The 14,567-nt window shown below is 29.4% G+C and carries 17 protein-coding genes; all 17 read left to right on the top strand.

The genetic code is table 11. From position 1 onward, the window contains the following. The first annotated feature begins 108 nt into the window (after window positions 1–108). The 17 genes from noc to dnaB all read left to right on the top strand — a co-directional run bounded on the left by noc (window position 109) and on the right by dnaB (window position 14,513). Window positions 109–894, top strand: coding sequence for a nucleoid occlusion protein (gene noc, locus I1959_RS12100; protein ID WP_092921687.1), 786 nt, complete (start codon window positions 109–111; stop codon window positions 892–894). Window positions 895–999: 105 nt separating this feature from the next. Then, window positions 1,000–1,773, top strand: a complete 774-nt coding sequence (locus I1959_RS12095; protein ID WP_195238425.1) for a ParA family protein — start codon at window positions 1,000–1,002, stop codon at window positions 1,771–1,773. A gap of 1 nt (window position 1,774) precedes the next feature. Then, window positions 1,775–2,650 carry a ParB/RepB/Spo0J family partition protein gene (locus tag I1959_RS12090; RefSeq protein ID WP_195238424.1) on the top strand — a complete coding sequence of 292 codons (876 nt, stop codon included), beginning with the start codon at window positions 1,775–1,777 and terminating at the stop codon, window positions 2,648–2,650. A gap of 20 nt (window positions 2,651–2,670) precedes the next feature. Then, on the top strand, window positions 2,671–3,813 hold the full coding sequence (locus I1959_RS12085; RefSeq protein ID WP_195238423.1) for an aminotransferase class V-fold PLP-dependent enzyme: 1,143 nt from the start codon (window positions 2,671–2,673) through the stop codon (window positions 3,811–3,813). Window positions 3,814–4,061: 248 nt separating this feature from the next. Next, entirely contained in the window at window positions 4,062–5,354 is a 1,293-nt protein-coding gene (locus I1959_RS12080; protein ID WP_195238422.1) for a helix-turn-helix domain-containing protein, read from the top strand. 247 nt (window positions 5,355–5,601) lie between these two features. Next, window positions 5,602–6,192: a sulfurtransferase-like selenium metabolism protein YedF gene (gene yedF / locus I1959_RS12075; protein ID WP_195238421.1), complete on the top strand. Its 591-nt coding sequence runs from the start codon at window positions 5,602–5,604 to the stop codon at window positions 6,190–6,192. An 87-nt stretch (window positions 6,193–6,279) separates the two neighbouring features. Next, window positions 6,280–6,543, top strand: coding sequence for a DUF3343 domain-containing protein (locus I1959_RS12070; protein ID WP_195238419.1), 264 nt, complete (start codon window positions 6,280–6,282; stop codon window positions 6,541–6,543). Between the two features lie 15 nt (window positions 6,544–6,558). Beyond that, entirely contained in the window at window positions 6,559–6,747 is a 189-nt protein-coding gene (locus tag I1959_RS12065; protein WP_092921673.1) for a DUF951 domain-containing protein, read from the top strand. A gap of 98 nt (window positions 6,748–6,845) precedes the next feature. Beyond that, entirely contained in the window at window positions 6,846–8,048 is a 1,203-nt protein-coding gene (locus I1959_RS12060; protein ID WP_092921671.1) for an aminotransferase-like domain-containing protein, read from the top strand. Between the two features lie 271 nt (window positions 8,049–8,319). Further along, entirely contained in the window at window positions 8,320–8,598 is a 279-nt protein-coding gene (rpsF, locus tag I1959_RS12055) for a 30S ribosomal protein S6 (protein ID WP_092921669.1), read from the top strand. 34 nt (window positions 8,599–8,632) lie between these two features. Then, window positions 8,633–9,082, top strand: coding sequence for a single-stranded DNA-binding protein (locus I1959_RS12050; protein WP_092921667.1), 450 nt, complete (start codon window positions 8,633–8,635; stop codon window positions 9,080–9,082). Between the two features lie 16 nt (window positions 9,083–9,098). Further along, complete coding sequence (gene rpsR / locus I1959_RS12045; RefSeq protein WP_092921665.1) at window positions 9,099–9,326, top strand: 30S ribosomal protein S18; 228 nt, start codon at window positions 9,099–9,101, stop codon at window positions 9,324–9,326. Window positions 9,327–9,419: 93 nt separating this feature from the next. Next, a complete protein-coding gene (locus tag I1959_RS12040; protein WP_195238417.1) occupies window positions 9,420–9,740 on the top strand; it encodes a MazG-like family protein in 321 nt (106 codons plus the stop codon). 7 nt (window positions 9,741–9,747) lie between these two features. Further along, window positions 9,748–10,704, top strand: coding sequence for a DUF2232 domain-containing protein (locus tag I1959_RS12035; RefSeq protein ID WP_195238415.1), 957 nt, complete (start codon window positions 9,748–9,750; stop codon window positions 10,702–10,704). A gap of 11 nt (window positions 10,705–10,715) precedes the next feature. Next, on the top strand, window positions 10,716–12,710 hold the full coding sequence (locus I1959_RS12030; protein ID WP_092921659.1) for a DHH family phosphoesterase: 1,995 nt from the start codon (window positions 10,716–10,718) through the stop codon (window positions 12,708–12,710). Continuing rightward, window positions 12,711–13,160, top strand: coding sequence for a 50S ribosomal protein L9 (gene rplI, locus I1959_RS12025; RefSeq protein ID WP_092921657.1), 450 nt, complete (start codon window positions 12,711–12,713; stop codon window positions 13,158–13,160). It abuts the gene before it with no gap. A gap of 24 nt (window positions 13,161–13,184) precedes the next feature. Next, a complete protein-coding gene (gene dnaB / locus I1959_RS12020; RefSeq protein WP_092921655.1) occupies window positions 13,185–14,513 on the top strand; it encodes a replicative DNA helicase in 1,329 nt (442 codons plus the stop codon). The last annotated feature ends 54 nt before the right edge of the window (window positions 14,514–14,567 follow it).

Here is a 14,567-nt window from a genome sequence, read left to right as displayed (position 1 = left end):
ATATAATTACATGCAGAAATAGTATACTCATATGTATCTAATGCAGTATTAATTTGTAAGTAAATAATGAAATTCAAATATATTTATATCTAATAAGAGAGGGATGTTATGGAAGAAAAAAGAGTTGTGGAGATACCTATAGAAAATATAGTTCCAAATCCATATCAACCAAGAAAAGTATTTTCACAGTCAGCATTAGAGGAGTTAAGCAACTCTATAAGAGTTTATGGAATACTTCAACCAATAACAGTTAGAGTTAAAGATGAAAAGTATGAATTAATTGCTGGAGAAAGAAGATTTAGAGCGGCTAAATTGGCAAATTTAACAGTAATACCGGCTATTATAAATAACATGTCTGACGAATATTCTGCTGTATTAGCACTGCTAGAAAATTTACAAAGAGAAGATTTAAATTTTATAGAAGAGGCTATGGGGTATGAAAATTTAATAAAAGAACATGATTTTACACAGCAGCAACTAGCAGAAAAGTTAGGAAAGAATCAATCTACTATAGCTAACAAACTTAGAATACTAAGATTGCCAAGTGATATAAAAATAAAATTAGTAGAAAATAACCTAACAGAAAGACATGCAAGAGCATTGCTTAAGTTACCAAATGAAGAGTTAATGAAGGATGTCTTAGATAAAATAATAAAGAATGAGCTAACTGTAAAGAAAACAGAAAAGTTGATAAAGGATATATTAGAAGATTTACAAGAAACTGAAGAGCCAGAGAAAAAGCAAAATGTAAAGAGTTCAATGGCTATAAGAATATACTTAAATACTATGAAGCAAGCCTTCGATGCTATAATAGGAACAGGAATTGAGGCTAAATATAACGAAGTAGATAAGGGCGATTATATGGAGGTTGTTGTAAAAATTCCTAAAAAGTAAGGTTACTGCTTGGCAGTAGCCTTTTTTTATCAAAATTGGAATTAAAAATTTTATACTATAAATTTTAGAAAAGTGAATTTTAGAAGAAACAAGGGGGGAAATCTTGTGGGAAAAGTTATAGCAGTTTTTAACCAAAAGGGTGGAGTAGGAAAAACTACAACTAATGTAAATTTAAGTGCAAGTATAGGAAAGATGGGTAAAAAAGTACTAGTACTAGATTTAGATCCACAAGGAAATACAACTAGTGGATATGGAATAGAGAAACAAGAGGTAGAAAACACTATATATGAAGTAATGTTAGATAGTGTAGATATAAGAGAGGCAATTTTACCTACAGAGTTTGACAATGTAGACACTATTGCTTCAGCAACTGAGTTATCAGGAGCAGAAATAGAGCTTACTAATATGGATAAAAGAGAATATGTATTAAAAAATGCTATAGAATGTGTAAGAAAAGATTATGATTATATATTTATAGATTGTCCTCCTTCATTAGGAATGTTAACTATAAACTGTCTTACAGCAGTAGATAGTGTATTAATACCAATACAGTGTGAATATTATGCACTAGAAGGTGTAAGTCAGCTTATGGAAACTATAAAGCTAGTTAAGTCTAGACTTAATCCACATATAGAAATACAAGGAGTAGTCCTTAGTATGTTTGATGGAAGAGCTAATTTATCAATACAGGTAGTTGAAGAGGTAAAAAGGTATTTCAAGGGAAGTGTATATACTACATTAATTCCTAGAAATGTTAGATTGGCAGAAGCACCTAGTCATGGAAAGCCAGTTATATATTATGATGCAAGATGCAGGGGAGCAGAGGCATACATGGACTTAGCAGAAGAGTTCATAGATTTAGAGGAGGATATAATATAATATGGAAAAAAAATCGTCTAAAAGAACAAATAGATTAGGAAGAGGTCTTAGTGCCTTAATTCCAGAAATTAAAGAAGGAATAGATAGCAAAGATATAATAAGTATAGAATTAAAGAATATATATCCTAATGAAACTCAGCCAAGAAAAGTGTTTGATGAAGAGAAAATACAAGTATTATCAGAATCTATAAAAAACTATGGAGTATTACAACCAATAGTAGTAAAGCCAGATAAAAATGGCAAATATATGATAATAGCAGGAGAAAGAAGATACAGAGCATCTAAGATGGCAAAATTAAAAGAAGTTCCTGTTGTTATTAAAGATATACCAATGAAAGATATAATGGAGATAGCTTTGATAGAGAACTTACAAAGAGAAGATTTAAACTCTATTGAAGAAGCTTTAGCCTATAAAGGATTAATAGATCACTATAAAGTTACTCAAGAAGAAATATCAGAAGCAGTAGGAAAGAGTAGACCACATATAACAAATACTTTAAGGTTATTAAATCTTGGTGAAGCAGTAATGAAGATGATAGAAAGTGGTCAAATGACAGCTGGTCATGGTAAGGCATTACTTAGAATATCAGATAAAGAATTACAAGAAGAACTAGCAAAGAGAGTTATAGAAGAAGAGCTTTCAGTTAGAGCAACTGAAAATTTAGTTAAAACTATTGCAGAAAATAATACAAAAGAAGTACCAAAGAAAATAAAAGAGAAGGATATATTTATAGTTGATGTAGAAGAAAAACTTATGAATATATTTGGAACAAAAGTAAATATATCAAAAGGGAAGAAAAAGGGAAAAATAGAGATAGAATATTATAATGATGAAGAATTAAATAATATTTTATCAATGATGCTTGAAGATAATTAATGTAAAGTGAGGAAACTTATATGATTTACTTAGACAATGCTGCAACTACATACCCTAAACCAGAGCAAGTTTATGATTCTATAATGGATTGTATGAAAAACTACTGTGCTAATCCAGGAAGAGCTGGACATAAAATGGCTATGAGGGCAGCAAGAGAGATTTATGACGCAAGAGAAAATATAGCAAAGTTATTTAATATAGATAACCCTATGAATATAATATTTACAAATAATGCTACTGATTCATTAAATTTAGCTATAAAAGGTGTTGTAAAAGAAGGCGACCATATAATAACAACAAGTATGGAGCATAATTCTGTAATAAGACCAATAAAATCCCTAGAAGCAAGAGGAATTTCAAATACAATAGTTAACTGTGATAAAGAAGGTTTCTTAGACGTAAATGATATAAAAAATGCAATAAAACCAAATACAAAATTAATAGTAACTACTCATGCATCAAATGTAGTAGGAACTTTAGTAGATATAAAAGCCGTAGGGGAGATAGCTAAAGAAAATAATATATTATACTTAGTAGATGCATCACAAACAGCGGGAGTGTATTCTATTGATGTAAAAGATATGAATGTAGATATGATAGCAGCTCCAGGCCATAAATGCTTGCTTGGACCTCAAGGAACAGGTATCTTATATATAAGAGAAGGTCTTAGTGTAGATATTTTAAAAGAAGGTGGAACAGGAAGTAAATCAGAAGATTTATTCCAACCCGAAATAGTTCCTGATAGATATGAATCTGGAACACACAATACTCCTGGCATAGCAGGATTAAATGAAGGAGTAAAGTTTATATTAGAAAAAGGTATAGATGATATAAGACTACATGAAGAAGAATTATGTCAGTATATGTTAGATAAATTAGAAGAAATTCCTAATATAAAGATATATGGAACTAAAGATAGTAAAAAAAGAGCAGCAGTTATAGCGATAAATATTGGAGATATGGATTCTGGAGAAATAACTTTTATACTAGATAGTGAATATGATATAGCCACTAGATCTGGTATACACTGCGCTCCATTAGCTCATAAAACTTTAGGAACCCTAGAGCAAGGTGCAGTTAGATTTAGCTTAGGGTACTTCAATACTAAAGAAGAAATAGATAAAGCTGTAGAGGCTTTAAAAGAAATTTCTAAAAATAACTAAAAGATAAAAATGAGGATGTCTTAAAATAATTATTTTAAGACATCTTTTTTTATGGAAGTATATAGGTAAATTTTAAAATATATAAATTGAAATAAAAGTTAAATTTGATTTATATTAACAAAAAACTAAAAATAAATTTGATTAAACCTACATAAATAGGTAAAATATTACAAAATACATAGTGTTTTTAATATAAATTTAAGTTATAATCATCTTATAAGAAAATGGTTTCAAGGGGGAATTTTAGTATGGACATTCTAAGCTTAGGAGAGAAAATTAAGAAACTGAGAAAAGAAAAAAATATGACATTAAAAGAGTTAGCTGGAGATAGAATAACAGCAGCTCAAATAAGCCATATAGAGAGAGATAAGTCTCATACAAGTCATGAGTTATTAGATTACTTATCACAAAAGTTAGAAGTAAGTGTAGACTATTTACTAGAAACTAAAGAAATGCAATCTAGAAGGATAACAGATAACTTAATTCTTCAAAGTGAAATTCATATAAAAAGAGGAGAACTTGAAAAAGCGGAAGAATTAATAAATGAAATTTTAAATATATGTAAAAATTATAATTTAATAGATAATTATGCAAAATGCAATTTTTTATTAGGAACGATAAATATAAAAAAAGAAGACTATAATCTTGTAGTTGGAAATTTAGAAAAAGCTTTGTATTATTTCATAAAAGATAATGATAAAGAAAATATATTTAGATGTTATTTGAATATAGGAAAAGTATATATACAAGAAGCATTTTTCAAAGGTGCTATAACACATCTAGGATTTGCAGAGGACTTACTAACAGAAGGGCAAATCGAGGATATGGATATTCATAAAGATTTGTATAGTAATCTGGCATACTCTTACATGAAGTTAAATGACTCTGAAAAGTCTTTATACTATATAAATAAGATTAGTGATATAGAGATGCAAAACAATATAAAAGATGAAATAGATATGTTGTTATTAAAGGCCAATAATTTCTTAAAAGTTGGAAAGTATGATGATTCTAAGGAATGTTTTAAAAGGGCATTAGAGTTATTGGAGGAAGAAGAAAATAAATCAGGAATAGCAAATGTTTATCTGAGAATATCTGATATATATAAAAACCTAGGAAATATAGATAAGGTTTTAGAGTATTCTCAAAAAGCCTATGATATAAATAAAAATAGTGAAGACAAGATAACTATAAAGAGTTTATCTAAAATAGTAGATGCATATATTGAAAATAAAGATTTTGAAGAAGCTAAAAAGTATTGTAAAGTAGCACTAGCATTAGCTATAAAATCAAAAAATAAGTGTAATGAATATAAAGCTTTAAAGTTGTATTCTAAGATACACAAAGCACAAAATGAAAATACATCAGCGATAGAATATCTATATAAGTGTGCAAATATAGTATCTGAATTAGGAGATACTAAAACTTTAGCTGAATTATATATTGAATTAGGAGAATTATATTCAAATATATCAAAGGAAAAAGAATTAGAGTACTACCACAAAGGGGTAGCTTTATATAAAAATTTAGAAATAATATAGAAAAATAAAACAGATATAGCATACGCTATATCTGTTTTATTTTTAAAAGGTTTATAATATATTTATCTTGAAGTTGGATTACAAGAGAATCAATTTGAAAATTTACCGTCTATTTAAATAAAATCAAAGAAATAAATTTCTTATAATTAAAATTAATCTGATAAGTAATTGTATAGAAATAATCTATAACGTTTAAATTTACATATATGATAGAATTATTTTAAGGAATATGTAAGGAGAGGATATTATGTTAATAGAAATAGATGCAAGAGGACTAGCTTGTCCAAAACCAGTAATAAATACAAAGAAAGAATTAGATAAATTAGAAAATGGAGTTATAAGAGTCACAGTAGACAATACAATGGCAAAAGAAAATATAATAAAACTATCAAAGTCATCTAATTGCGAAAGTAGTGTTTTAAGAGAAGAAGAAGATTTAATAGTAGTCGAAATAACAAAAGGTGAAAATGTAAAAATAGAAGAAGATACGAAGGTTGATTTAGATAATAAGTGTATATTTATATCTTCAGATAAAATGGGACAAGGAAATGATGAACTAGGAGAAGTTCTTATAAAAGGATATATATATACTTTGACAGAAACTAAGCCATATCCAAAGCACATAGTATTTGTTAATTCAGGAGTAAAACTTACAACAGTAAATGAAGCTACAGTAGAAAACTTAAAAATACTAGAAAATAATGGAGTTGAAATACTATCTTGTGGTACATGTTTAGATTATTACAACTTAAAAGAATCATTAAAAGTAGGTACAGTTACTAATATGTATAATATTGTAGAAGTAATGAACAACTCACTACAAACTATATCTATATAATGGACATAATAAGGTTACATATTGTATATGTAGCCTTATTTATATAAAATAATATCTATAATAACTAGATTAGAAAGAGGAAAAACAATGAATGAAATGTATATAGTATCATTTAACTCAACACATCATGCAATAAGAACAGAGAAGTTATTAAAAGAAAAGGAAATAGTATGTACAACACTGCCTACACCAAGAGAGATAACGGCTAGCTGTGGGATTTCAATAAGATTCTTATACAATGATATAGAAAAGGTAAAAGAAACTTTAAGAGAAAGTGATGTAGAATATAAGGGGATATATAAAATAACTAAATTAGAAAATGGTAAAAAAGAAGCAACAGAGATAGTTTAAAAGGAGTGATTTTAAATGCCTATAAGTATTAAGATAGGAGATGTTGTTGAAATGAAAAAACAACATCCTTGTGGAAATAAAGAATTTGAAATAACTAGAGTTGGTATGGATGTAAAGATAAAATGCACTAAATGCTCTAGAGAAATAATGCTAGACAGAGAAACTTTTGAAAAAAGAGTAAAAAAGATAATTACTAAAGGATAAAATAGAAAATTCAGAAAATTTCAAAGAGAGTATCGAATCAAATTTGGCATTGCTATAATTAAAGTACAGGGTAAACAATTTCAGGGGGTGCTTTAATTATGGCAGTTAAATTTGCAAAGAGAATGGCAGGATTAAAAGGATCAGAAATACGTGAGCTTTTAAAGTTGACGGAAAAACCAGAAGTTATATCTTTCGCTGGAGGATTACCTGCTCCAGAATTATTCCCAATAGAGGAAATGAAAAAGATTTCGACTATGGTTTTAGAAGAGGATGGAAGATCAGCTCTTCAATACTCTACAACTGAAGGTTATACTCCTTTAAGAGAACATATAGCTGATAGAATGAATAGTAAAGCTAAAACTAATGTAACAAAGGATGATATATTAATAACTAATGGTTCACAACAAGGATTAGACTTTGCAGGGAAAGTTTTCTTAGACGAAGGTGACGTAGTTTTATGTGAAAGTCCATCTTATTTAGGAGCATTAAATGCTTTTAAAGCATATTTACCAAAATTCATAGAAGTTCCAACAGATAAAGATGGAATGATAATGGAAGAGTTAGAAAAAATACTAGAAACAACTGATAGAGTGAAAATGATATATGTAATACCAGATTTCCAAAACCCAACAGGAAGAACTTGGCCAATGGAAAGACGTAAAAAGTTCATGGAAATTATAAATAAATATGAAATACCAGTAATAGAGGATAACCCATACGGTGAATTAAGATTCGAAGGTGATACATTACCATCTTTAAAATCAATGGATAACAAAGGATTGGTAATATATTTAGGAAGCTTTTCAAAAATATTCTGTCCAGGATATAGAATAGGCTGGACATGCGCATCTCATGAAATATTAAGCAAATTTATATTCGTCAAACAAGGAGCAGACCTACAAGCATCTAGTATATCTCAAAGAGAAGTTAGTAAATACATAGAATTATATGATTTAGATAAACATGTTGAAAAATTAAAAGAGGTTTATAAAAGACGTAGAGACCTTATGTTAAAAACTATTAAAGAAGAATTCCCAGAAGGTTTAGAGTATACTCATCCAGAAGGTGGGCTATTCACATGGGTAGAACTACCAAAACATTTAGACTCAAGAGTTATAATGGAAGATTGTATAGCAAATAATGTTGCATATGTTCCAGGGGGATCATTCTTCCCTAATGGTGGAAAAGAAAATTGTTTTAGATTAAATTACTCAACATCTACAGATGAGAAAATAGTTGAGGGAATCAAGAGATTAGGTAAAGTTTTAAAGAAACATATGGAAGTAGAAGCAAACGCATAGATAGCATAAAAAAAGAGTGACCTGCGGTCACTCTTTTTTATGGGAGATTGGGATGAAATATATTTAAGTTATGGGGGCTATATATAAATAGTATTATCCATCATAATTTAATATATACGTATTAAAAACAAAAAAATTTACCATAATATATGAGGAAATATAAATTGACAATTATCTTTAGTAATGATAAAATGTGTAAGTATGAGATTTGAATCTCATTTCTCTGCTCTACGAAGTAGAGCCGTTAAGTCCAAAGGGAGGTGAAAAGATAATGAGAAATTATGAATTAGTTTTCGTAGTAAAGCCAAATGCTGATGAAGAAACTAGAGAAGCTGTACTTAACAAAGTTAAGGAAGTTATATCTACTGATGGTGAAGTAGCTAACGTTGATGTATGGGGAACTAGAAAATTAGCTTACCCAATAGCTAAGTTCAACGAAGGTCACTATGTATTAGTAAACTTCAGTGCTGGTGTTGAATTACCAAAAGAATTAGATAGAAACTTAAAGATAAACGAAAACGTAATAAGACACATGATAGTTGCTGCTTAATGACTAGTTTTATTATGTAAAAGGCGGTGTTATTATGAACCATGTTGTTTTAGTGGGTAGATTAACAAGAGACCCAGAGTTAAGATACATCGCAGGAAGTGGAACTCCTGTTGCTAATTTCTCAATAGCTATTGATAGAGAATTCTCAGGCAAAGATGGTAAGAGAGAAACTGATTTTATAGATATACAAGTTTGGGGTAAATCTGCAGAGAATTGCGCTAACTATATCGGTAAAGGAAGTTTAGTAGCTGTACAAGGCTCAATAAGAGTGGATGTATATCAAAACCAAGCTGGAGAAAACAGAAGAGCGTTTAGAGTTAATGCTAACAGAGTACAGTTCTTAGATAGTAGAAATAAATCGGAAAATTCGTATAATAAAGGAAGTCAAACAGGATTTGAACCTAGTTTCGAGCCTACGTTCGAACCACAAGGATTAGACCCTCAAGGTTTCCAAGCTATAGATGACGACGATATACCATTCTAAAAAGGAGGGAAATGTTATGATAAACAAGAAGAGACGTAAGAAGAGAAGAGTTTGTCAATTCTGTGCTTCAAAAGACGTTAAGATAGATTACAAAAACACTCAAAGATTACAAAAATATGTAACTGAGAGAGGTAAAATATTACCAAGAAGAATATCTGGAACATGCGCTAAGCATCAAAGAGAATTAACAGTTGCTATAAAGAGAGCTAGAAACATAGCACTTTTACCATACACTGTAGAATAAGAAGGACGAGCCTTATGGCTCGTTTTTTTGTTATTCTAGTTAAATCTACTATGATTTATGATATAATATTTATATATTAAGGAGGGGGCAACTGTGAGATTAGATAGGAATTCCGATATAGCAAGAAACGTTAAAATAATGGAATGGATGAAAACAGAGTTGTTAATGAGCGTAGGGGATTTGTTCAACTTAATGTTTAAAGGAGTAAAGCCTTTAGATGAGGCATTACAAGATACTTTAGCAAATATTATAATAATAACATACCTTTTAGCAAAAAGATTGGGAATTAGTTTTAACGAAATGGATTATAAAATAAAAGAAAAGATAAAACTAGGAATAAATGAGAATCATAGTATAGAAAGATGGTATGGTGAGTTATCTGAACTCAAAAAACATATAGATAATAAGGAGTGAATCTAATTTGAATAATAAAGTAAAACTATCACAAGTATCGATGATAGTTACGCTGGGAATATTATTAGCTCTAGTAACAGCATATGTGCCTATATTAAGTGTGCTGAGTTTCTTAATACCAGTACCTTATGCAATAATAGGAACTATAGGTAACAATAAGAACTCAATATTATCTTTGATAGTTACTTTTTTAATACTTATATTTGGTGTAGATATAACATATGCTGTAAGTATTAGTATTATGAGTGTACTTCCTGGGATAGTTATAGGTAGTGTTGCAAGACAAAACATAAAAAAAGGTCAAGAAAATAAGTTTGAACCTATATATGCAGGTACAATTATAGTTATAATTTCAACTATAATTTTCTATACTATAGCAAATATGGTGTTCAAAACTAATTTATTAGATAACTTTATGAATGGTATGAAGGAAGCTGTAAGTGTTCAGCTTCAAATTTTAGGTGATGCAGGTGTGGATGTAAGTAGTGGATTAAAAGTAGAAGATGTAATCACCTTTGCACAAAATCTTTTACCTACAATGCTATTTTTACAGGGGATAATATTAGCATTTGTTACGTACTACATTGAGGCATTTATATTAAAAAGAATAAGAATGGTAAATTTAGAAATGCCTAAATTTAGAGATTTTTATTTACCGGGAAATCCAGTAATGGTGTCACTTATGCTATACATACTAGTTTTCTTAATTGATATGTTAGGCTTAAATTTTCATGGTGATTTAATCATAATGAATCTTCAACTAGTTTTTAATTTTATGTTTATGGCTCAGGGAATAGCAGTTTCTGTATATTACCTAAGAAATTGGTTTAAAGCTAGTCAAATAAAAAATATACTTATATCAGGATTAATCCTATATATATTCGGATTTATGGGTATATCTTTCTTAGGGATGTTAGATAGTGTAATAGATTTTAGAAAGGTAAGAAGCTATAAATCTGCGTAAGGAGGGAAGTAATGAGGAACAAACCAGCCTTGAAAATTAATATGCCAGAAAATAATATATACATATTAATTATAGGTGTAGCAAGTACAGCACTACTTTTATATGATTTTTATGTAGGTTGCTTATTTTTCCTTATTTTCTTATATATAGTTTTCCACAACTGGAAAACTACTAATATTAGAAGGAAGGAATGGAATAATTACATTCAAAATCTATCTTTAGATATAGATGAAACAACAAAAAAAGCAATAATGAATTTACCTATTCCACTTTGTATATTAGAATTTGATGGAAAAATATCTTGGTACAATAATAAATTCCATCAGATGACGGAAACACAAGATTTATTAGGTGAAAACATTGATGATATAGTAAAGAATCTAGATCTTAGAAAAGTTTTAAATGAAAATAAAGAAATGTACACAGATGTAAAGTATAAAGACAGAGATTATACTGTAGTATACAATGTTGTAAAAAATGATCAAGAAAAAAATGCAAAATATCTAATGATGTTATATTGGTTAGATAAGACAGATTATCTAAATTTACAACAAAAGCATGAAGATGAGAAAAATTCTATGATGTTGATTCAGGTTGATGGATATGATGACGTATTAAAAAGTGCATCAGAGGATAAAAGACCAATGATAAACGTTGAAATAGAAAGAATTCTTTCTAATTTAGAAAATGCATCTAAGTCAGCATTAAAAAGAACATCAAAAGATAAATTTTTCTTAGTTATGAACAAAAAAGAACTTAAAAAACTAGAAAGTGAAAAGTTTTCTGTACTAGATAAAATAAGAGAAATAGACTATGGAAATACATTACCTGTTACTATAAGTATGGGGATAGGTGTAGATGGAGATTCCATAAATGAAAATCTAAAATTGGCGTCTGGAGCTCTTGATTTAGCTTTAGGTAGAGGTGGAGATCAAGCTGTTATAAAAACTAAAGATAAGTCAGTATTCTACGGTGGAAAATCTAAAGCAGTAGAAAAAACTACAAAAGTAAAATCAAGATTAATAGGTCATGCACTAAGAGAAATTATATTAGAAAGTGATCATGTATATATAATGGGACACAAATATCCTGATATGGATGCTCTGGGTTCGGCAGTTGGAATATATGATATATGTAAATCTTGCGGTAAAAATGCTAATATAGTGCTAGATAGTACAAATGAATCAATAGATATATTTGTAGATAGAATAGAATCTTCAGATTATTATGATGGAATATTTATAGATAGCGAAGAAGCTATAAGAAGTTGCACGAGAAATACACTTGTGGTAGTTGTTGATACCCATAGACCTAATTTTACAGAATGTAATGAACTATTAGGTATATCTGACAAAATTGTAGTGATAGACCACCACAGAAGAGGCGTTGAATTTATAAATGATACAGTACTTTTATTCCATGAAATATACGTATCATCTACGTGTGAGATGGTAACTGAGCTAGTCCAATACATGGAAGATAATGTAAAGATAAATAAATTAACTGCAGAAGGTTTATTAGCTGGTATAACTCTAGATACTAAAAACTTCGCCTTCAAAACAGGGGTAAGAACATTTGAAGCTGCATCGTATCTTAAAAAAGTAGGTGCAGATACTGTAGAAGTCAAAAAGCTATTTAACTCAGACATAAGTGATTTTATAACTAAGGCTGAAATCATACAAAGTGCTAAGATAGTTTATGGAAAAATCTGTTTAGCTTATACAGAAAGAGTAGCAGATAACATAAATATAGTAATAGCACAAGCAGCAGATGAATTATTAAATATAAAGGAAGTTGAAGCATCATTTGTTCTAGGTAAAAAAGATGATAAAATATTCATAAGTGCTAGATCATTAGGAGAAACCAATGTACATGTTCTTATGGAAAAACTAGGCGGAGGAGGGCACAAAGATATAGCAGGTGCTCAATTAGAAGGTGTTTCATTAAAAACTGCATATTCAATGGTACAAGATATAATTGACGAATGCATAAAGGAGGAGAAATAGATGAAAGTTATTTTATTAAAAGACGTTAAAGGAACTGGTAAAAAAGGTGAAGTAAAAGAAGTAAGTGATGGATACGCAAGAAACTTCTTACTTAAAAAGAAATTAGCAGTTGTAGCAGATAATACAGCAGTAAAAGAATTAGGTGAAAAGAAGAAATCTGAAGAGATAAAAGCTCAAAAAGAGTACGAAGCAGCAGTAGAATTAGGAAAGAAAATGGAAGAATTAAACGTTGTTATATATACTAAAGCTGGTGATGGTGGAAGATTATTTGGATCAATAACATCTAAAGATATAGCAGAACAAATAAAAAAACAACATTCTATAGAAGTAGATAAGAGAAAAATACACTTAGATGAACCAATAAGAGCTTTAGGTTCAAGATTCGTTGAGATAAAGATACATCAAAAAGTAACTACTAAAATGAGAGTAGATGTAAAAGAGAAACAATAGAAAAGACACTTGAGGTGATAAACAATGGAGGATATGACTAGAATTCCTCCACATAGTGTGGAATCAGAACAGTCTATATTAGGGTCTATATTACTTGATAAAGATGCAATGATAACGGTGAGTGAAACTATAAAGCCAAATGACTTTTACAAAGAAGCTCACAAAATCATATATGAGTGCATGATAAAGTTAAGTAATAAAGGTGAACCAATAGACTTAATAACCCTAACAGAAGAACTTAAAAAAGAAGGACATTTAGATGATGTAGGAGGCATAAGTTATATAACGAGTTTATCAACGATTGTCCCTACAACATCTAATGTAAAGTATTATGCAGATATAGTGAAGGAAAAATCAGTTTTAAGACAACTTATAAAAGCATCTAATGAAATTATAAGCTTAGGATATGAAGGTTCCTCGAAAATAGAAGATGTATTAGAAAAAGCAGAAAAACAGATATTTGATATATCTCAAGAAAAAGCTAGTGATGATTTTAAATCTATAAATAGCGTACTAATGGATACTTATGATATGATTGAACATCTGTACACATCAAAGAGTGAAATAACAGGAATAACAACTGGTTTTAAAGACTTAAACAAAAAGATAAATGGACTACAGAGAACAGATTTAATATTAATAGCAGCTCGTCCAGCTATGGGGAAAACTGCATTTTCATTAAATCTTGTTCAAAATGCAGCACTAAAGGGTGATGCATCTGTAGCTGTATTTAGTTTAGAGATGTCTAAAGAACAGTTAGTTCAACGTATGTTATCATCACAATCTAGTGTAGAGCTTAAAAAATTAAAAACAGGAAAGCTAGGAGAAAATGACTGGCCTAGAATAATAGATTCTATGGCAGTTTTATCTAATGCTAAGATATATATAGATGATACTCCAGGTATAAAAATATCTGAGTTAAGATCAAAATGTAGAAAACTTAAAATAGAGCAGGGATTAGATTTAATACTTATAGATTATCTTCAACTTATGGAAGGTGAAGGTAATAATGAAAGTAGACAACAAGAAATATCAAAAATATCAAGATCTTTAAAAATAATCGCAAAAGAACTTAATTGTCCGGTAGTAGCATTATCTCAGCTATCTCGTGCACCAGAACAAAGAGCAGATCATAGACCTATGCTATCAGATTTAAGAGAATCTGGAGCAATAGAGCAGGATGCAGATATAGTAATGTTTTTATATAGAGATGAATATTATCATCCAGATTCAGAAAAAAAGAACATAGGAGAGGTAATAATAGCTAAAAATAGACACGGTGAAACTGGTGCAGTAGAGCTAGTTTGGCTTGGTGAAGTTCAAAAATTTGCGGATAAATCTAGGGATATGTAAACAAGATATCCACAGAAGTTTTTTTGGAAATTGGTTAAAGTATGTGGATAAATG

Origin of the sequence: Romboutsia sp. 1001285H_161024_C4 (assembly GCF_015550185.1) — a bacterium.
Lineage (GTDB): Bacteria > Bacillota > Clostridia > Peptostreptococcales > Peptostreptococcaceae > Romboutsia_C > Romboutsia_C hominis.
The sequence above is the reverse complement of the archived record's forward strand: the minus strand, read 5'-3'. Positions and strand labels throughout refer to the sequence as shown.